Here is an 18,737-nt window from a genome sequence, read left to right as displayed (position 1 = left end):
GGGCGGGCGTCGGTGCCCACCGCCCACCTTGGCGGAGGCCCGGGGTCTCGACAAGGGATCGGGGGGTGAAGAACGGCGCATCTTCACCGGGCGGCGCACTGATCCGCCCCGTTCCGCCCCGTGCGCACGGCGGAGGACGCGAAGTCGCGTCGAGCTGCACTGCGGCCCACGATCGGCCGCTCCTTCCGTGGCGGCCCCGGAGACGGGGTGGGCCGCCGGCGGGACCGGTCGCGGACGCGACGCGACGCGACATGTGGTGCGGGGATGACCCGGGGACCCCCAGGTGTTGTGGAAGAGGGTGTGGACGGGGTGGGGAGAGCGGGGGACCGGCTGTGGAGGACACGCCGACGCGGCACGACACGCCAGACACGCTGCGTGTTCGCCTACTGACTGCGGGTGTCACTCGTGCAGGTGCCGGGCCGGTGTCGTCGCAGGTCAGGGGCCTGTGGCCGGTGCCGGGCACCCGCTCGCGCGCCGGGCCGGGAACTACATCGCTGTGACACACCATGTTGTGCCGGTTTTCCACACGGGCCCCTAGGGGTAGTGTTCAGAGCACGAGAGCAGGACGGACGTCAGGACAGGGAAGCTCGTTCTCCCCGACGCGACACCGGCACCACAGGCAGACCCGAGGGAAGGGACGACCCGATGAACATCACTGTCTACAGCACGCCGTCCTGCGTGCAGTGCAAGGCCACCTACCGCGCGCTGGACCGCAAGGGCCTGGCCTACGACGTCGTCGACGTGACCGTCGACGCCGACGCCCTCGCGCTGGTCCGCTCGCTCGGCTACGTGCAGGCCCCCGTCGTCGTCGCCGGCGAGGAGCACTGGTCGGGCTTCCGCCCCGACCGCGTCGACGCGCTGGCCCGGGCCGCCGTCTCCGTCTGACCCACCTGTTCCACGTCTGACCGTTCCGCCAGGAGCAACCAGGGAGTTCTCGTGAGTCCCGGCGTCGTCTACTTCTCGAGCGTCTCCGGCAACACCCACCGCTTCGTGGACAAGCTGGCGCTGGAGCGCCCGGCGCTGCGGATCCCGCTCCACGCGCGGGACGAGCCCCTGGCCGTGACCGAGCCGTACGTCCTCATCGTCCCGACGTACGGCGGCGGCAACGGGGCGGGCGCGGTCCCCAAGCAGGTCATCCGCTTCCTCAACGACCCGGCCAACCGCGCGCTCGTGCGCGGCGTCGTCGGGGCCGGCAACACCAACTTCGGCGAGCACTACGCGCTGGCCGGCGACATCGTCGCCGCCAAGTGCCGCGTGCCCCACCTGTACCGCTTCGAACTCTTCGGGACGCCTGACGACGTGCGCCGCGTCCGCGACGGATTGGACTCGCTGTGACCCTCACCTCCGACACCCCCGGCCTGGCGACCGTGCCGGCCCAGGGCTCGCCGAGCTACCACACGCTCAACGCGATGCTCAACCTCTGGGACGAGGAGGGCAGGATCCAGTTCGGGGCCGACGTCGAGGCGGCCCGGCAGTACTTCCTGCAGCACGTCATCCCGCGCACGCGCCGCTTCGACAGCCTCGAGGCCCGGCTGGAGCACATGGTGCAGGAGGGGTACTACGAGCAGCACGTGCTCGACCAGTACTCGCCCGAGTTCGTCCGCACGCTGACCGACCGCGCCCACGCGGCGAAGTTCCGCTTCGCGACGTTCCTCGGGGCCTTCAAGTTCTACACGAGCTACGCGCTGAAGAGCTTCGACGGCAAGCAGTACCTGGAGAACTTCGAGGACCGCGCCGTCATGACGGCCCTCACCCTCGCCGTGGGGGACGAGGCGCTGGCCACGGCCATCGTCGACGAGGTCATCGCGGGCCGGTTCCAGCCGGCCACCCCGACCTTCCTCAACGCCGGCAAGGGCTCGCGCGGTGAGCTCGTCTCCTGCTTCCTGCTGCGCATCGAGGACGACATGGAGTCCATCGGCCGCGGCATCAACTCGGCCCTGCAGCTGTCCAAGCGCGGGGGTGGCGTCGCGCTGCTGCTGAGCAACATCCGCGAGTACGGCGCGCCGATCAAGAAGATCCAGAACCAGTCCTCCGGCGTCATCCCCGTGATGAAGCTGCTGGAGGACTCCTTCTCCTACGCCAACCAGCTCGGGGCCCGCCAGGGCGCCGGGGCGGTGTACCTGTCGGCGCACCACCCGGACATCCTGCGCTTCCTGGACACCAAGCGGGAGAACGCGGACGAGAAGATCCGCATCAAGACGCTGAGCCTGGGCGTCGTCGTGCCCGACATCACCTTCGAGCTCGCCAAGAACAACGAGCCGATGCACCTGTTCTCCCCGTACGACGTGGAGCGCGTGTACGGCAAGCCGTTCGGCGACGTGCCGGTCTCGGAGCACTACCGCGAGATGGTGGCCGACGACCGCATCCGCAAGACCCAGATCTCGGCGCGCGAGTTCTTCCAGACCCTCGCCGAGCTGCAGTTCGAGTCCGGCTACCCCTACATCGTGTTCGAGGACACGGTGAACCGGGCCAACCCGATCGCCGGGCGCATCAACATGTCCAACCTGTGCTCGGAGATCCTGCAGGTCAACACCCCGAGCCACCTGGCCGAGGACCTCACGTACGCCGAGGTCGGCAAGGACATCTCCTGCAACCTCGGCTCGCTCAACATCGCCCTGGCGATGGACGGCGGGAACCTCGGGCAGAGCGTCGAGACCGCCATCCGCGCCCTGACGGCGGTGTCGGTGGCCAGCGACATCCAGTCCGTCCCCTCGGTGGCGCACGGGAACTCCCGGTCGCACGCGATCGGCCTGGGGCAGATGAACCTGCACGGCTACCTGGCCCGCGAGCGGGTGCACTACGGCAGCCCGGAGAGCCTCGACTTCACCAACGTCTACTTCGCCGCCGTCCTGTTCCACGCCCTGCAGGCGAGCAACGCGATCGCGATCGAGCGCGGGGAGACGTTCGAGGGCTTCGCCGACTCCAAGTACGCCGACGGGACGTTCTTCGAGGACTACGTCACCGAGGACTTCCTCCCGACGACGCCGCGGGTGGCCGAGCTGTTCGCCCAGGCCGGGATCACGCTGCCGACCCGCGAGGACTGGGCCGCGCTGAAGGCCTCGGTCGTGGAGCACGGGATCTTCAACCAGAACCTGCAGGCCGTGCCGCCGACGGGGTCGATCAGCTACATCAACAACTCGACCTCCTCGATCCACCCGATCGCCTCCAAGATCGAGATCCGCAAGGAGGGCAAGCTCGGCCGCGTCTACTACCCGGCGCCGTTCATGACGAACGAGAACCTGGAGTACTACCAGGACGCGTACGAGATCGGCCCGGAGAAGATCATCGACGTCTACGCCGCGGCGACGCGGCACGTCGACCAGGGCATGTCGCTGACCCTGTTCTTCAAGGACACCGCCACGACGCGCGACATCAACCGCGCGCAGATCTACGCGTGGCGCAAGGGCATCAAGACGATCTACTACATCCGGATCCGGCAGATGGCCCTCGAGGGCACCGAGGTCGAGGGCTGCGTCAGCTGCATGCTCTGAGCAGCGGCGGACGGGACGGAGAAGAGGGAACCGTGGAGAAGTTGAAGCTCATCGACCGCGTGAACGCGATCAACTGGAACCGGCTGCAGGACGAGAAGGACCTGGAGATCTGGAACCGGCTCACCAGCAACTTCTGGCTGCCGGAGAAGGTCCCGCTGTCCAACGACGTGCAGTCGTGGCAGAACCTCAGCCCGGAGGAGCGCACGCTGACCATGCGCGTCTTCACCGGTCTGACGCTGCTGGACACCATCCAGGGCACCGTCGGCGCGGTCTCGCTCATCCCCGACGCGCTGACCCCGCACGAGGAGGCCGTCTACACGAACATCGCGTTCATGGAGTCGGTGCACGCCCGCAGCTACTCCTCGATCTTCTCCACGCTGGCCACCACGCGCGAGATCGACGAGGCCTTCGGCTGGTCGGAGCAGAACGAGGCGCTGCAGCGCAAGGCGTCCATCGTGCTGGAGTACTACCACGGTGAGGACCCGCTGAAGCGGAAGGTCGCCTCCACGTTGCTGGAGTCCTTCCTCTTCTACTCCGGCTTCTTCCTGCCGATGCACTTCTCCTCGCGGGCGCAGCTGACCAACACCGCCGACCTCATCCGGTTGATCATCCGCGACGAGGCCGTGCACGGGTACTACATCGGCTACAAGTTCCAGCGCGGTCTCGACCTCGTGGACCAGGCCAAGCGCGACGAGATCAAGGACTACACGTTCGAGCTCCTGTTCGAGCTGTACGACAACGAGTGCAAGTACTCGGCCGACCTCTACGACGGGGTCGGGCTGACCGAGGACGTCAAGGCCTTCTTGCACTACAACGCCAACAAGGCGCTGATGAACCTGGGCTACGAGGGCATGTTCCCCTCCGACATGACGAAGGTCGACCCCTCGATCCTGTCGGCGCTGTCGCCCAACGCGGACGAGAACCACGACTTCTTCTCCGGGTCGGGGTCCAGCTACGTCATCGGCAAGGCCGTCGCCACCGAGGACGAGGACTGGGACTTCTGACGGTGGTCCCCGGTGCGGGGGCAGGTGAGGCTAACCTGTCCCCGTGCACCGTCGATCCGTCCTCACCGCCCTCGCCGCCTCCGGCGTCCTGACCACCCTGGCCGCCTGCGGCGGGGGCGAGGACCCGGCCCCCGCCGGGTCCGCCGCCCCGTCGGCGCCTGCCGGGGACGGGACCTTCCCCGTCACCGTCGAGCACAAGCTCGGCAGCACGACCGTCGACTCCGCCCCCACCCGGGTCGTGACCGTCGGGTACAACGAGGAGGACTTCGTCCTCGCCCTCGGCGTCACCCCCGTCGGCAGCCGCACCCCGCTCGGCGCCTACGACGCGACGCAGCGGCCGTGGGCGGTCGACCTGCTGCCGGCCGGGGGGATCCCCTCGGTGGGGCAGGCGGAGCTGAACTTCGAGCAGATCGCGGTGCTGCGGCCCGACCTGATCGTCGGGGCCTACGCCTACCTGCAGCAGACCGACTACGACAAGCTCACGCAGATCGCCCCCACGATCGGTGACACCGTCCCCGCCGGGCAGCCCGTGGACTCCCAGGCCGCGGCGACGTGGCAGGAGGAGCTGGCCGCCATCGGCACGGCCCTGGGCAAGGAGGCCGAGGCGACCTCGCTCACCGAGGAGGTCGAGCAGCGGTTCACCGCCGCGCGCGAGGCGAACCCGTCCTTCGAGGGCAAGACCATCAGCGTCGTCCTGTACAACCAGGGCTACTACGCCCTCGACGCCACCGACCCGCGCGGGAACTTCTTCCTCCAGCTCGGTTTCGGCGCCAACCCGCTGTCGGGCAGCGTCAGCGAGGAACAGGTCGTCCAGCTCGACACCGACGTCCTCGTCGTCCTGGGCCAGAGCCGGGCCGAGTTCGCGGCGAACCCGGCGGCCGCGGGCCTGGACGTGGTCACCGGCAACCGCACCGTCTACGTCCCGACGTTCGGGTCCGACTTCGCCGGGGCGCTGGGCTTCTCCAGCCCGCTGTCCCTGCCCTTCGCGCTGGAGCAGGCCGTCCCCGCCCTGGCGACCGCCACCGACGGCGACCCCGCGACGGTGCCGGCCGACCTCTGAGCCTCCCGGGACCTCAGCAACCGAACCGTGCCGGTCCGAACGGTGCGGCCAGCGGGTGCGGGCGCCCCGTCGTCACCTCGTGGGTCAGCAGTTCCCCGACGAGCAGTCCCAGCGTCGCGCCGGAGTGGGTGAAGGCCACGAGGCAGCCGGGGGCGGCGGACAGGGCCCCGAGCACGGGTTCGCCGTCGACGGGGACGGGTTTGCGGCCCGCGCGCACCGTCCGCGCCCGCAGCGGTGTGCCGTCCAGCACCGCGCCCGCCTCGGCGAGCAGGTCGGCCACGACGCTCTCCGGCAGGTCGCCCGATCCGTCGGCGTGCTCGCGCACGTCGTCCACGTACCAGTCGTGGTCGACGGCGAAACCACCGGACGGTGTGCGGCGCAGCGCCGCGCGCGGGGTGTTGAGGACGACGCGGACGGGGGAGTCGACCGGGTCGGTCTCGACCAGGCCGCTGAGCGGGGAGGCGTCCGGCAGGTCCACCCCCAGGCCCTTCAGCACGTGCGGGGTCCGTGCCCCGCACGCCACGACGACGGCGTCCGCGCGGACGGTCTGCCCGTCCGGGGTGCGCACCCCGCGGGCCCGGCCGTCCTCCACGACGACCTCGCCCTCGCCCGCTCCGGTGCGCAGCAGCCCACCCGCGGCCGTGAACTCCCCGGCCAGGTACTCCACCAGGTGCGGCAGGCAGACCCAGCCCTCGCCGGGGTTCGACACCGCGGTCCGCGGGGCGGTGACCCCCGGGAACCGTTCGTGCACCGTCTCCGGGGGCAGCAGGGCGCTGTCGTAGCCGACGGCGACCTGCGCCTCGTGCCGCTGCGTCGCGTCCGCCTCGGACCCCGACCACCACACCCCGCCGTCGAAGCGCAGCCACGGCCGGCCGGGGTCCTGCGCGAACATCGTCCGGTACCGGTCGACGGCTACCGTGCGCAGCCGGTGGTACCCGGTCGAGAACGCCCCGGCGGAGTTCAGCCACGACAGCGAACGGCCCGAGGCGCCGTCGGCGAGCTCGCCGCGGGTGACCAGGGCCGTGCGGACGCCGGCGCGCTGGAGGTGGACGGCGGTGGACACGCCGAGGATCCCGCCGCCGAGGACGACGGCGGAGCGGACGGGGGAGGTCCTCACACCGGAGCACGCTAGCCGCCACGGGCCGGTGACCCGCGCAGCGGACCGGCGGGGGTGTCGGCCATGATGGTCCCGCACGTGCAGCCCAGGGCGTGTCATCGGAGTGGACGGGTGACGACCGCCGGCGCAGAGCCGGCCTCAGGAGGGCTCAGGCGTGGACGTGCGCGCCGAGGCGGTGGCTGCCGCCGTCAACGACATCGCCGCCGTGCTGGCCGAGCACGGTGAGCCGCTGGACCTCGCCCACCGGCTGGTGCGGCACTGCGCCGAGCTGCTGTCCGCCTCCGCGGTCGGGTTCCTCGTGGAGGACTCCCGGCGCGAGCTGCAGCTCCTGGCCGCCACCCCGTGCCAGACGCGCGAGGTGGAACTGCTGCAGCTGCAGCTCGAGCAGGGGCCCTGCCTCGACGCCTACCGCACCGGCAGCGTCGTGTCCGTCGCCACGGCCGCCGACCTCGCGGCCCGCTGGCCGCAGTTCGCCGCGCGCGCCGCCGAGTTGGGCATCGTCGCCGTGCACACGGTCCCCGTCGACAGCAGGGGGCGGACCATCGGCGCGCTGAACCTCTTCCGCGACCACGAGGGGGCCTACTCGCCCGTGGAGTCCGACGTCGCCCGGGCCATGGCCTCGTTCGGGGCCGTCGGGATCACCCAGCTCGAGCACGTCGCCGCGGGCGCGCGGGTCCAGGCCCAGCTGCAGGAGGCGCTGGACAGCCGCATCGTCCTGGAGCAGGCCAAGGGCGCTCTGGCGCAACGGTTCCGCGTGCACCCCGACGACGCCTTCCGCCGGTTGCGGGCGCAGGCCCGGACCGAGCGGCGCCGGTTGCGCGACGTCGCCCGGGAGGTCGTCGACGACCTGGTGCAGCCCGCCCGCGTCGAGGGCTGAGGCGGGCGCGGCCGGTCAGTCCAGGTCCTCGGGGGAGGCCAGGGTGGCGTGCGGGGCCCGCCACCCCCGCAGCGCCCCACCGGTGCGGGTCGCCGCGCACACGACCCCGCCGGCGAAGGCGGCCAGGCCCGGGGAGACCCCCAGCACCGGGCCGACGACGGCGACGACGGCGCCGAGCAGGGCGGGGACCGCGTACAGCCCGCCGGTCAGGATGCCCGGCACCTTGCGCACCAGCACGTCCCGCAGTGTCCCGCCGCCCACGGCCGTCAGCCCGCCCAGCAGGATCGCCTGCCCGGCGTCGGCGCCCGCGTCCACCGCGAGCTGCGCGCCGGTCACGGCGAACAGCGACAACCCGACGGTGTCGAACACGAAGATCGGCCGGGACATGCGGGACAGCAGCCGGTGCCCCCAGAACGCGAGGAGCGCACCGGCCGTCGCGGTCGCCAGGTAGTACCAGACGCGGAACGTCGCCGGTGGCAGCTCACCGAGCAGGACGTCGCGCATGATCCCCCCGCCCACGGCCGTGACGATGCCGAGCGCCACGACCCCGAACAGGTCCAGGTGGGTGGCCCGCATCGCCGTCAGCGCCCCGTCGAGGGCGAAGGCGAAGACCCCGACGAGTTCGAGGAGGAGCAGGAATCCCTGAGCGGTCACCCGCCCGATGATGCCGTCAGGGTCGCCGGGCCAGCAGGCTGTAGGAGTTCGGCAGCCGCCCGTCCCACGCGGCGGCCTCCGCCCCGCCCGGGCGCCAGAACGGTTCGGGGTGCTCCCGCAGCTCCACGACCGCCAGCCCGGCCGCCGCCACCGCGGTGACGACCCGCCCCAGCGTGTGCTGCCGTTCCACGGCGCCGTGCGCCGGGAAGGTGTCGTTGACGTGGGAGGCGGCGAAGTAGCTGCGGTCCGCCCGCACCCCGGTGCGGTCCGCGCCCAGCTCGTACAGCGGGACCATCGGGTGCGCCTCGTGGACGAACAGGTGCCCGCCCGGGCGCAGCACCCGCGCCGTCTCCGCCGCCCACGCGTCGAGGTCCGCGACCCAGACCACCGCGCCCTTGCCGGTGTAGACGAGGTCCACGGCGGTGTCCGGCCCGGGGAAGGGCGGGACGTCCGCCCGCAGGTAGCGGATCGGCGCCCCCAGCGCGTCGGCCCGCTCCTGCGCCGAGGCCACCGCCCGCTCGTCGTAGTCCACCCCGGTGACGCGCCGCGCCCCCGCCCGGACGAGGGCGTGGTCGTCGACCCCGTTGCCGCTCATGGGGTGCAGCACCTCCGGGCCCCGGGACAGGAGGGGGCCGAGGAGGTCCAGCTCGCGGGGGAAGAGGGTGGCGGTGCGGGCCTCGGCGAGGAAGTCCGCGTGCTCGCGCACGTACTTCTCCCCGGCCCGCCCCCACGCCTCCCGCGTGCGCTCGTGGTCGTCCACGACGCCATCGTGGCGCCTCGGGGCAGGGGTGCGCACGGGTCTGCGATGATGGGGCCGGACCTCCGGGTCCGGGCCTCTAGCTCAATCGGCAGAGCAGCGGACTTTTAATCCGCGGGTTCAGGGTTCGATCCCCTGGGGGCCCACCTGGTACCGCAACGGTTCTCGCGTTCCATGCCGGTTTCGAGCCAGTCCGTTCACGATGCCCTGGCTACCCAATCTTTCACCCCTCGATGTCGATGCGCCATCGACTCTGGGGGCGTCGTGGCCGTTCCTCCTGGTGCGCCGGCGCGGTGCGCGCTGATCCTCGGCGTCATCGGGAGCAGGATGCGCACCGGCCTCACGTCCGCCGAACGCCGCGTTCGGCTGCGCAGGTCCGCCTGAGCGGTCCCGGCGCCACCACAGGCTGTCAAGCTGGAGCGGATCGTGCTCGAGCTGGCCCGGAGCGTCGGGGGAGTCTCCTGGACGTCGCCCTCAACGCCATCGACCGGCAGGTGGTGCGAGCGGGGCGGACGACGACGAGCCCGGGTCTCCCGTCCGGCGCGGGGCCCGCACCTTCACCGCCGTGGCGTGGCGGCTCGTGTGGTGGGCCGGCACGGGGGTGGAGCTGTGGCTTTCACGTCTCTGACCTGGGGCGATGGGGGTGACGCTCACCCGCACACACGACGCGCCGAAGGATGTTGCGTTTGTTGCGTTTGCTGCACATGATGGTGGTCCATAGGTGGGAGGGGGGCTGATCATGACAGTGGATGCGGCCGGCCGGGCCAGTCACGACGACGCTGAAGTGGCGCAGCAGGCGCTGGAGGCAGTGAGGAAGTACCTGAGCAGTCATCCGTCCACTCCGGCCGTCATCGAGCTGGTCAGCGATGACGCGGAAGGGGAGCACCTCTTGGTGCCCCGCAGTGCCGTGGAGCTCCTGGCGCGCATCCTGACGTACATGTCGTCCGGCGACGCGGTCTCGGTCGTCCCGAATCACGCGCAGCTGACCACCCAGCAGGCTGCCGACGTGCTCAACGTCTCCCGGCCGTACTTGATCAAGCTGCTCGACCACGAGCAGATCGAGTACACCAAGGTGGGCAAGCACCGTCGGATCAAGGCCAGCTCGCTGCTGGAGTACAAGCGGCAAGACGACCTCAAGCGCCGTGAGGCCGCTGACGAGTTGTCGGCCCTCTCCCAGGAACTCGGACTGGTCTGACCTCGGCCTTCGTCGTCGTCTACGACGCGTGCGTCCTGTGCCCGAACACGCTGCGCGATCTGCTCATCCGGATCGCGCAGCGCGGGCTGGTGCAGGCGAAGTGGTCGGACACGATCCTCGATGAGGTGTTCCGCAACCTCGCGGCGGATCTGCCGGACGTCGACCCGCAGAAGTGGGACGTGCTGCGGGACCGGATGAACAAGGCCGTTCGCGACAGCCGAGTAAGCACGTTCGAGAGGCTCATCGACGGCTTGGAGCTCCCGGATCCTGACGACCTACACGTTCTGGCAGTAGCCATCAAGTCCGGCGCCCAGGTGATCGTCACGCACAACCTCAAGGATTTCCCTGCCGACGAGCTCGCCGAGTGGGACGTCGAAGCGAAGTCACCCGATGACTTCATCGCCGACCAGATCTACCTGGACAAGAAGATCGTGTACGGCGAGATCACTCGTATCGCCGACTCCCGCAAGAATCCTGCGCAGACCGTCGAGGACGTGCTCGACCAGATGGAGAACTCGGGGCTCGTCGTCTCGGCAGCACTGCTCAGGAGTCCGTGAGAGCGCACCCGAACGACAACGGCTCCGCCCACCACGAAAGGGCCAGGGCGTTTCCTGGCCCAGGCGTGAGAGGTCAGCAGACGCCGAACGCGACGAACGGGTCTGCAGCGACGGACGTCGGGGGGCGAGGTCCTCCCAGCTCGCTGCACTTCGGTGGACCGGGGGCCCACCTGCTCCCGCAACAGGTCCGAGGCTCTTCTGGTTGTCCAGAGCCTCTCCACCGGCCGGTTCCGGGCCGGCGTGACCCGGTCACTCCAGGATGCGGTGCAGCACCAGCGCCAGCCCGCCCAGACCGAGCAGGGCGGTCGCGGCGGCGGTGCCGGCCAGCAGGACGCCGGCGCTGTGCGGGTGGGCCAGGTCGCCGGCGGTCAGCAGGCGGGCGGTGCTGCGGCGGGCGCGGCGGCCGGCGAGGTGGTGGACGAGGACCGCCCAGACGATCCCGATCAGGCCGAGGACGACGGCTCCGCCGCCGAGCTGGCTGGGCAGGACGCGGGCCGCGCCCAGCGAGGCGACCATCATCGACAGCGCGGTGCGGCGCCAGGCCAGGGCGGTGCGCTCGGGTTGCAGGCCGACGTCGTAGATCCGGCGCGGTGCCGGTTCCGTCCGGTCGGTGCTCACCGCAGCAGCAGCCCGAGCAGCACGAGGACCCCGGCCAGCAGGGTGCCCACGCTCAGCGGTCCCGCCAGGGCAGGGGAGGCCAGCGGTTCACCGCGGCGCATGGCCCGTTCGTCGCGGGCCCACCCGCGCCAGGCCTGCAGGGGGGCGAGCAGCCCGAGCGCGACGAGGACCAGCGAGGCGGCCAGCCGCAGCTGCGGCTGCAGCGGCAGGCTCAGGCCCTCCAGGGCGACCCCGGCGGCCAGCAGGGCCAGCGAGGTGCGGATCCAGGCGAGGAAGGTGCGCTCGTTGGCCAGGGAGAACCGGGGGTCGGGCTCGGTGCCGTGCCGGTAGACCGAGGAGGGGAAACGCTCGCGCTGGGGGGTCACCGGACTCATCGTCCCACCTCGGCGGGCAGGTCCCACACGACGCGGAAACCGTTGTTCCCGCCGGCGCTGTCGGGGGTGTTGGCGGTGCGGGCCGCGACCCGGTAGCGGTTGCAGTAGGAGGCGTGGCACAGGTACGACCCGCCGCGCATGACGCGGGAATCGCCCCGCTCGGGCCCCTTCGGGTCGGTGCGGTCGGCGGGGCTGACCCGGGTGAGGTGGTGGGTGGCGGAGAACCAGTCCGCGCACCACTCCCACACGTTGCCCGCGACGTTGTGCAGGCCGAAACCGTTCGGGGCGTAGGCGTCGACGGGGGCGGTCCCCTTCCAGCCGTCCTCGGCGGTGTTCTTGACGGGGAACACCCCCTGCCACACGTTGCAGCGGTGCTGCCCGCCGGGGGTGAGCTCGTCGCCCCAGGGGAAGCGGGCCTGGTCCAGGCCGCCGCGGGCGGCGTACTCCCACTCGGCCTCGGTGGGCAGCCGCCCACCGGCCCAGGTGGCGTAGGCGACCGCGTCGGCCCAGGAGACGTGCACGACGGGGTGGTCCTCGCGGCCGGTGGTGTCGCTGCCGGGGCCCTCGGGGTGGTCCCAGGTGGCCCCGGTCACCGCGGCCCACCACGGGGTGACCTCGGGGCGGGGGCTGACCTTGCGGACGGCGGCCGGCAGGAACGCGGCGAAGACGTAGGACCAGCCGATCCGCTCGGTCTCGGTGACGTAGCCGGTCGCCGCGACGAACTCGGCGTAGCGGGCGTTGGAGACGGTGACGGTGTCGACGGCGAACGGGCCGACGGTGACGTCGCGGACGGGGCCCTCGCCGTCGCCGGGGTAGCCCTCCTCGTCGTCGGTGCCCATCCGGAACGTGCCGCCGGGCAGCTCGACGGCGGTGTCCGGGGGACCCGCCGGTCGTGCGGCGGCCGTGACCCCGGCGAGGTCGACCTCCGTCGCGGCGGTCCTCGCCGGCGGGGTCGAGGGGGCTGAGGGGGCTGGCGGGGCGCAGCACCCGTGTCCGTGGTTCATGGCGTCCTTCCCCGTCCCTCCACCGTCGCAGGTCGTCGCGGCCACCGCACCGGCCGCACCCACCGCACCTGCCGGGGGGAACGGTACGTGAGTCGTTGACACGGTACTCCACTAGTGTCATAGTCGCTGCACTCCGACCGACGCACAGCAGCGGCGGCACCGGCGGCCCCGCGACGGGGGCGGAAGGTGTGGCGATGAAGCTCGAAGACATCCTCCTCGGCGTGCTCCTGCGGCACCCGAGCACCGGGTACGACCTGAAGAAGTACCTCGACACCACCGGCCGGTTCCTGCGCTCCAACACCCAGATGAGCCAGGTCTACCGCTCGCTGGCCACCATGGAGGAGCGCGGCTGGGTCACCCACGACGTCGAGACCCGCGTCGGCGCCAAGGACGCCAAGACGTACCGCGTCACCGACGAGGGCGCCACGATCTTCCTCGACCGGCTCAAGGGCGAGTACCACCCGCCCTCGCGGTTCGAGGACCCCGAGTTCCTGGCCCGGCTGAGCTTCGCCGGTTTCCTGGAACCGGGGGAGGTCCTCTCCCTCGTCGAGACCGAACTGCGCGCCCGCCGCGACCAGGTGGCGAGGTACCGGTTCCGCGACCGCAGCACGGTCGTGGAGACCACGCTCGAGCACGACGCCGTGCTGGCCGCCGGGGTGGGGGAGTGGTCGCACCGCCGCGGCGCGGCGGCCGTGGACGCCCACCTCGCCGCGTGCGAGGACCTGCGCCGGCGCCTGCTCGACGGCGATTGGACCTTCACCGACCGGGAGGCGGGCCCCGTCGCGGCCCGGCAGCCCTGACCCCGAAACCCACCCGCCCGACGACGTGCGGCCCCTGAGGGGCCGGCAGAACGGGGAGAACCGTGCGCGCCATCGTCCTGATGTTCGACAGCCTGAACCGGCACGTGCTGCCGCCGTACCGCACCGACACACCCGTGCACGCGCCCAACTTCGCCCGGCTGGCGGAGAGGACCGTGACGCTGGAGAACTTCTACGCCGGCTCGATGCCGTGCATGCCGGCCCGCCGGGAGATGCACACCGGCCGGTACAACTTCCTGCACCGGTCCTGGGGGCCGCTGGAACCCTTCGACGACTCCGTGCCCCAGATGCTGGGGGAGGCGGGGGTGCACACGCACCTGGCCTCGGACCACCCGCACTACTGGGAGGACGGGGGTGCCACCTACCACACCCGGTTCACCACGTGGGAGTTCTTCCGCGGGCAGGAGGGTGACCCCTGGAAGGGCGTCGTGGCCCCCGGGCACGCGGGACGGGCTGCCCACGGCCGGATGCTGCGGCAGGACCAGGTGAACCGGACGTACGTGCCGACCGAGGCCGAGCACTCCCAGACGCTGACGGTCGACGCCGGCCTGCACTTCGTCGACACGAACGCGGCGGCGCAGGACTGGATGGTGCAGATCGAGCTGTTCGACCCGCACGAACCGTTCTTCACCCACCAGCGGTACAAGGACCTGTACCCCCACGAGTACGACGGGCCGCCGTTCGACTGGCCCGGCTACCAGAAGGTCGCCGAGCCGGCCGGCCAGGTCGAGCACGCCCGCGCCGAGTACGCGGCGCTGGTCTCGATGTGCGACCGGTCCCTGGGGCGGGTCCTGGACGCGATGGACGCCCACGGCCTGTGGGAGGACACGATGCTCGTGGTGAACACCGACCACGGGTTCCTCCTGGGGGAGCACGGGTGGTGGGCCAAGAGCGTGCAGCCGTGGTTCAACGAACTCGTCCACCTGCCGGCGTCCGTCTGGGACACCCGCGGCGGGCAGGCCGGCACGCGCAGCTCCGCGCTCGTGCAGACCATCGACATCGCCCCCACGCTGCTGGGGTTCTTCGGTCTCGACCCGACGCCGGACATGCAGGGGCGGGACCTGGCCCCCGTCCTGGCCGCCGGGGGTTCGGCGGACCTGCACGAGGGCGCCCTGTTCGGCGTCCACGGCGGGCACGTCAACGTCACCGACGGCCGCCACGTGTACATGCGCGGGGCGGTCGAGGCGACGAACGCGCCGATCGAGCAGTACACCCTCATGCCGACGCACATGCGCAGCCGGTTCAGCCTGGACGACCTCGGTGCCTGGGAGCCGGCCGAGCCGTTCGGCTTCACCAAGGGGCTGCGGACGATGCGCGTGCAGGGCACGTCCGGGTGGATGAACCCCTGGCACCACGGGACGCTCCTGTTCGACCTGCAGGAGGACCCCGGTCAGGTGCGGCCGATCGCCGACGACGCCGTGGAACTGCGGATGGCCGAGCTGCTGTGCCGGGTGATGCGCGAGTCCCAGGCCCCGGCCAGCCAGTTCCAGCGGCTGGGGCTGCCCGTCGAGGGGGACCCCGGGACCGAGCACCTGCTCGTGCGGGCCCAGGCCGACCGCGCCGCGGCCGTCCTCGAACCGCTGCCGGCCCTGGCCGAGCTCCCCGGCGGTGACCTGCTCGAAACCCCCCTGGCCCAGCTCGTCACCGACCCCGCGCTGCGCGCGGTGCTGGAGCGCCACGTCCCGTCCCTGGTGCAGACCGAACTCGTGGCCGTGCCCGCCGGTGCCAGCCTCCTGTCGATGGCCCGGACCGCGGTCCTGACCGCGCAGCAGCTGCGCGCCGTGGCCGACGACCTCGCCGACACCGGCCGGAGGACGCAGTGACCCGAGCCGTGGGCGAGCGCCCGAACGTCCTGTTCATCTCCACGCACGACATCAACCCGCACCTGGGGTGCTACGCCGGGGTGTACCCGGGCGCGGAGTACGCGCGCACGCCGAACCTGGACCGGCTCGCGGCCGAGGGGGTGCGCTTCGACAAGGCGTTCGCGGCGGCGCCGATCTGCGCCCCGTCCCGGTCCTCGATCATGACCGGCTGCCACCCGGTGTCGATCGGGACGATGCACATGCGCACCAAGGCCGTCCCGCCACCGCAGGTCCGGTTGTTCCCCGAGCACCTGCGCGAGGCGGGCTACCACACGACGAACAACTCCTTCACCGACTTCCAGGTGCCGACGCCGGTCAGCACCTTCGACGAGTGCAGCGACACCGCGCACTGGCGCGACCGGCCCACCGCGGACACGCCGTTCTTCGCCGCGTTCCACTCCCTGACCACCCACGAGTCGCAGATCTACCTCGACGACGACGCCTTCGCCGCGCGGACCGCCGACGTGCCTGAGCGGTGGCGGCACGACCCGGCGCTGGCCCCGTTGCCGCCCTACTACCCCGACACGGCGGTCTTCCGGCGCTCCTGGGCCCGCTACAACGACCTCATCACGCAGATGGACCACTGGGTGGGGGGGCTGCTGGACCAGCTCGAGGAGGACGGGCTGGCGCAGGACACCGTGGTGGTGTTCTGGAGCGACCACGGGCTGGGCATGCCGCGCGGCAAGCGGTGGCTGAACGACTCCGGGCTGCACGAACCGCTCATCGTGCGCTGGCCCGGCGTGCTGGAGGCCGGGACCGTCCACTCCGCCCCCGTGCACCTCATGGACCTCGCCCCGACGCTGCTGCAGGCCTGCGGGGTCGCGGTCCCCGACCACGTGCAGGGGACCTCCCTGATCACCGCGGAGGGGACGCTGGTCGCCGAACCCCACGAGTACGTGTTCTCCGCCCGGGACCGGCAGGGCGAGGCGGAGGACCGTTCCCGCAGCGCCCGCGACGGCCGGTACCGCTACACCCGGCACCACCACCCCGACCGGTCCCCGATGCAGCACACCGACTACCCCGACCACCTCGCCACCTGGCGCGAGATGCGGCTCCTGGCCTCCCGGGAGGCCGGGCAACTGGCCACCGGTGCCCGGCGCAGCCTGCTCACCCCGGTGCAGCGGCTGCTCGTGGGGGCGGCCAAACCCGCGCCGGAGGAGCTGTACGACCTCCAGGAGGACCCGTACGAGCAGCGCAACCTGGCCGCCGACCCCGGGCACGAGACCACCGTGGCCCGGTTCCGGGCCGCGGTGGACGGGTGGCTCGCCGACGTCGGGGACCTCGGTGCCCTGCCGGAGGAGGAACTCCTCGAACGGTGGCGGCCCGGCGGGCGGTGGTCGGTGACCGAACCACCCGAACCCCCCGGACCCGCCGCGGACGTCCTCGCCACGGTCTCGCCCACCCCCGGGGCGCGGGTCGTGTGGACGGCCGACCCGCCCGTCGCGGCTCCCGAGCGCCCCGCGACCGCCGCGGACCGGATGGGCTCACCCCCCGACGCGATCGGGGCCCCGCCCCGGGACGGCCGACGGTGGTCCCTGCTGTGCCCGGCGACCGCGCCCGGGGCGGGCCGGCGGGTGTGGCTGAAGGCCTGCCGGCTGGGGTTCCTCGACTCTCAGGAGGTCGAGGTCGAGGTCGAGGTCGCGTGAGCGGGGACGACGACCTCCTCGCTGGGCAGGAACCCCAGCCGCCAGGCCCGGACCATTAGGTCACCGGCGGGCGGCCAGGCCGGGCCGGTGGCCAGCTGCCAGGTCCGGCCGTCGGGTTCGGGGTTGCCCAGGATCTGCGTGGCCCGGCCCGGGTCGGCCAGCAGCCCGCCCCCGGCCGCGGCCGCGGCCGGGGAGGCCGGGTCCCCGGCGGGCGACCAGCCCACGACCGCCCCCGGCGTGGCGCACGTCAGCGTCAGGGAGCCGTCGTCGGCCCGCTCGACGGCGGGGGTGGCGGTGCGTTCCCAGCGCCCGCCGGGCCGCCAGTGCTCGGCCAGCTCGCGCTCCGGTCGCAGCCCCAGGTCGCCGAACGTGGTCTGCCACTCCTCCAGCGCGGCGGACAACCGGGCCAGGTCGTCGGCGTGGGCCGGGTCGGCGGCCAGGTTCCGCGTCTCGTGCGGGTCCGCCTCGACGTCGTACAGCTCCTCGGCGGGTTTGGAGGGGGCGGTGAACGACCGCTGCGCGTCGGTGAGGACGTCGGGGACCAGCCCCTGCGCGAGCTGGCGACCCTCGTCGGCCACGAGGCGGCGCAGCTCGGCCCAGGTGGGGGTGTGGTCGGCGTAGTTCTGGTGCTGCATCCAGGACCGGTCGGGGTGGTAGTTGCGGATGTAGCGGAACCGTTCGTCGCGCACGGTCCGGCTGGTGTCCTCCTGCTCGTCCATCCGGTCCCGGGAACCGAACACGTAGGGCCGGGGCGCGTCGTCGAAGGTCCCCTCGGGCCCGAACAGCGCCCTGCCGTGCACGTGGTCGGGCACCGGCAACCCGGCCGCCTGCAGCACGGTCGGGTAGAGGTCCAGGAGGTGCACGAGTTCGGTGCGCACCGAGCCGGCGGGCAGGACGCCGGGCCAGCGGACCAGCAGCGGCTCGCGCAGGCCCGCCTCGTAGGGGTAGCGCTTGGCCCGGGGCATCCCGACCCCGTGGTCGCTCCAGAACACCACCACGGTGTCCTCGGCCAGCCCGTCCTCCTCCAGCTGCCCCAGCAGGACCCCGATCTCGTGGTCCATCTCGGTGATCAGCTCGTGGTAGCGGGCCCAGGTCCGCCGGAAGACCGGCGTGTCGGGGTAGTAGGGCGGCAGGACGACGGCGGCGGGGTCGCGGCGCTGGTCCGGGCGGACGTGCGGGGTCCTGGCCGCGAACGCCTCGTCGTCGAGGTACAGGCTCGACTCGTGCGTCGTCAGGCCGTGGAAGGCGGCGAAGAACGGGCGGCCGTCGGGGCGGCTGCGCCAGTGCGCGTCGTCGCCGAAGACGTCGAACGTCGTCGGCGGGGTGTTCACCTGGAAGTCGGTGAAACCGGTGCTGGTGGTCCAGTACCCGGCTTCGCGGAACAGCTCGGGCAGCAGGCGCACCTGCGGCGGCGGGACCGCCTTGGTGCGCATGTGCATCGTGCCGATCGCGGTCGGGAAGCAGCCGGTGGTGATCGCCGACCGGGACGGGCCGCACACCGGCACCGAGGCGAACGCCCGGTCCCAGCGGACGCCCTCGGCGGCCAGCCGGTCCAGGTGGGGGGTGGTGGCCGACTCCGCGTCGGGCCAGACGCCGGCGTAGCAGCCGAGGTGGGGACTGATGTCGTGGGTCGAGATCCACAGGACGTTCGGGCGGGTGCGAGCGGCTCCGGTCACCTGCGCACCGTAGCCCGCCGGCTCGGC

Annotated in this window: 18 protein-coding genes and 1 tRNA gene; 12 read left to right on the top strand and 7 right to left on the bottom strand. The window is 72.2% G+C overall.

Translation table 11 applies throughout. The features are described from left to right. The first annotated feature begins 645 nt into the window (after positions 1 to 645). The 5 genes from nrdH to AB2L27_RS06460 are packed head-to-tail and all read left to right on the top strand — an operon-like array spanning position 646 to position 5,555. On the top strand, positions 646 to 885 hold the full coding sequence (gene nrdH, locus AB2L27_RS06480) for a glutaredoxin-like protein NrdH (RefSeq protein ID WP_370440656.1): 240 nt from the start codon (positions 646 to 648) through the stop codon (positions 883 to 885). A 51-nt stretch (positions 886 to 936) separates the two neighbouring features. Then, entirely contained in the window at positions 937 to 1,335 is a 399-nt protein-coding gene (nrdI, locus tag AB2L27_RS06475) for a class Ib ribonucleoside-diphosphate reductase assembly flavoprotein NrdI (protein WP_370440655.1), read from the top strand. Next, the gene (gene nrdE, locus AB2L27_RS06470; RefSeq protein ID WP_370440654.1) at positions 1,332 to 3,491 is read left to right on the top strand and encodes a class 1b ribonucleoside-diphosphate reductase subunit alpha; all 2,160 of its coding nucleotides are present in this window, start codon (positions 1,332 to 1,334) and stop codon (positions 3,489 to 3,491) included. Before nrdI ends, nrdE begins: the two co-directional genes overlap by 4 nt. A 32-nt stretch (positions 3,492 to 3,523) precedes the next feature. Continuing rightward, positions 3,524 to 4,495 carry a class 1b ribonucleoside-diphosphate reductase subunit beta gene (gene nrdF, locus AB2L27_RS06465; protein WP_370440653.1) on the top strand — a complete coding sequence of 324 codons (972 nt, stop codon included), beginning with the start codon at positions 3,524 to 3,526 and terminating at the stop codon, positions 4,493 to 4,495. A 43-nt stretch (positions 4,496 to 4,538) separates the two neighbouring features. Then, positions 4,539 to 5,555 carry an ABC transporter substrate-binding protein gene (locus AB2L27_RS06460; protein ID WP_370440652.1) on the top strand — a complete coding sequence of 339 codons (1,017 nt, stop codon included), beginning with the start codon at positions 4,539 to 4,541 and terminating at the stop codon, positions 5,553 to 5,555. A 13-nt stretch (positions 5,556 to 5,568) separates the two neighbouring features. Here the strand turns inward: AB2L27_RS06460 and AB2L27_RS06455 are convergent, their stop codons facing one another. Further along, positions 5,569 to 6,672, bottom strand: coding sequence for an NAD(P)/FAD-dependent oxidoreductase (locus tag AB2L27_RS06455; RefSeq protein ID WP_370440651.1), 1,104 nt, complete (start codon positions 6,670 to 6,672; stop codon positions 5,569 to 5,571). A 154-nt stretch (positions 6,673 to 6,826) separates the two neighbouring features. Between AB2L27_RS06455 and AB2L27_RS06450 the strand changes: the two genes are divergently transcribed. Beyond that, a complete protein-coding gene (locus AB2L27_RS06450) occupies positions 6,827 to 7,549 on the top strand; it encodes an ANTAR domain-containing protein (RefSeq protein WP_370440650.1) in 723 nt (240 codons plus the stop codon). Between the two features lie 15 nt (positions 7,550 to 7,564). On the opposite strand, the gene AB2L27_RS06445 is transcribed toward AB2L27_RS06450, so the two are convergent. Continuing rightward, positions 7,565 to 8,203, bottom strand: coding sequence for a trimeric intracellular cation channel family protein (locus tag AB2L27_RS06445; protein ID WP_370440649.1), 639 nt, complete (start codon positions 8,201 to 8,203; stop codon positions 7,565 to 7,567). A gap of 16 nt (positions 8,204 to 8,219) precedes the next feature. Continuing rightward, positions 8,220 to 8,963 (bottom strand): class I SAM-dependent methyltransferase, encoded by a 744-nt coding sequence (locus AB2L27_RS06440; RefSeq protein ID WP_370440648.1) that lies wholly within the window; start codon positions 8,961 to 8,963, stop codon positions 8,220 to 8,222. Between the two features lie 70 nt (positions 8,964 to 9,033). Here AB2L27_RS06440 and AB2L27_RS06435 point away from each other — a divergent pair. The 3 genes from AB2L27_RS06435 to AB2L27_RS06425 all read left to right on the top strand — a co-directional run bounded on the left by AB2L27_RS06435 (position 9,034) and on the right by AB2L27_RS06425 (position 10,712). Next, a tRNA-Lys gene (locus tag AB2L27_RS06435) sits at positions 9,034 to 9,106 on the top strand. A 593-nt stretch (positions 9,107 to 9,699) separates the two neighbouring features. After that, positions 9,700 to 10,155, top strand: a complete 456-nt coding sequence (locus tag AB2L27_RS06430) for an excisionase family DNA-binding protein (RefSeq protein WP_370440796.1) — start codon at positions 9,700 to 9,702, stop codon at positions 10,153 to 10,155. Continuing rightward, on the top strand, positions 10,152 to 10,712 hold the full coding sequence (locus tag AB2L27_RS06425; protein ID WP_370440795.1) for a PIN domain-containing protein: 561 nt from the start codon (positions 10,152 to 10,154) through the stop codon (positions 10,710 to 10,712). Before AB2L27_RS06430 ends, AB2L27_RS06425 begins: the two co-directional genes overlap by 4 nt. 249 nt (positions 10,713 to 10,961) lie before the next feature. On the opposite strand, the gene AB2L27_RS06420 is transcribed toward AB2L27_RS06425, so the two are convergent. The 3 genes from AB2L27_RS06420 to AB2L27_RS06410 are packed head-to-tail and all read right to left on the bottom strand — an operon-like array spanning position 10,962 to position 12,708. After that, positions 10,962 to 11,330, bottom strand: coding sequence for a DUF202 domain-containing protein (locus AB2L27_RS06420; protein ID WP_370440647.1), 369 nt, complete (start codon positions 11,328 to 11,330; stop codon positions 10,962 to 10,964). Next, positions 11,327 to 11,704: a YidH family protein gene (locus AB2L27_RS06415; RefSeq protein WP_370440646.1), complete on the bottom strand. Its 378-nt coding sequence runs from the start codon at positions 11,702 to 11,704 to the stop codon at positions 11,327 to 11,329. Before AB2L27_RS06415 ends, AB2L27_RS06420 begins: the two co-directional genes overlap by 4 nt. Continuing rightward, on the bottom strand, positions 11,701 to 12,708 hold the full coding sequence (locus AB2L27_RS06410) for a formylglycine-generating enzyme family protein (protein WP_370440645.1): 1,008 nt from the start codon (positions 12,706 to 12,708) through the stop codon (positions 11,701 to 11,703). Before AB2L27_RS06410 ends, AB2L27_RS06415 begins: the two co-directional genes overlap by 4 nt. A gap of 194 nt (positions 12,709 to 12,902) precedes the next feature. Between AB2L27_RS06410 and AB2L27_RS06405 the strand changes: the two genes are divergently transcribed. The 3 genes from AB2L27_RS06405 (at position 12,903) to AB2L27_RS06395 (ending at position 17,034) form a co-directional block, all read left to right on the top strand. After that, a complete protein-coding gene (locus AB2L27_RS06405) occupies positions 12,903 to 13,508 on the top strand; it encodes a PadR family transcriptional regulator (protein ID WP_370440644.1) in 606 nt (201 codons plus the stop codon). 62 nt (positions 13,509 to 13,570) lie between these two features. Continuing rightward, positions 13,571 to 15,349 carry a sulfatase gene (locus AB2L27_RS06400; protein ID WP_370440643.1) on the top strand — a complete coding sequence of 593 codons (1,779 nt, stop codon included), beginning with the start codon at positions 13,571 to 13,573 and terminating at the stop codon, positions 15,347 to 15,349. Beyond that, a complete protein-coding gene (locus tag AB2L27_RS06395) occupies positions 15,346 to 17,034 on the top strand; it encodes a sulfatase family protein (RefSeq protein ID WP_370440642.1) in 1,689 nt (562 codons plus the stop codon). Before AB2L27_RS06400 ends, AB2L27_RS06395 begins: the two co-directional genes overlap by 4 nt. On the opposite strand, the gene AB2L27_RS06390 is transcribed toward AB2L27_RS06395, so the two are convergent. Continuing rightward, positions 17,001 to 18,710 (bottom strand): sulfatase family protein, encoded by a 1,710-nt coding sequence (locus tag AB2L27_RS06390; protein ID WP_370440641.1) that lies wholly within the window; start codon positions 18,708 to 18,710, stop codon positions 17,001 to 17,003. The genes AB2L27_RS06395 and AB2L27_RS06390 overlap by 34 nt on opposite strands. Between the last annotated feature and the right edge of the window lie 27 nt (positions 18,711 to 18,737).

It is taken from the genome of Kineococcus halophytocola (genome assembly GCF_041276425.1).
Lineage (GTDB): Bacteria > Actinomycetota > Actinomycetes > Actinomycetales > Kineococcaceae > Kineococcus > Kineococcus halophytocola.
This window is presented reverse-complemented; position numbering and strand designations above follow the sequence as displayed.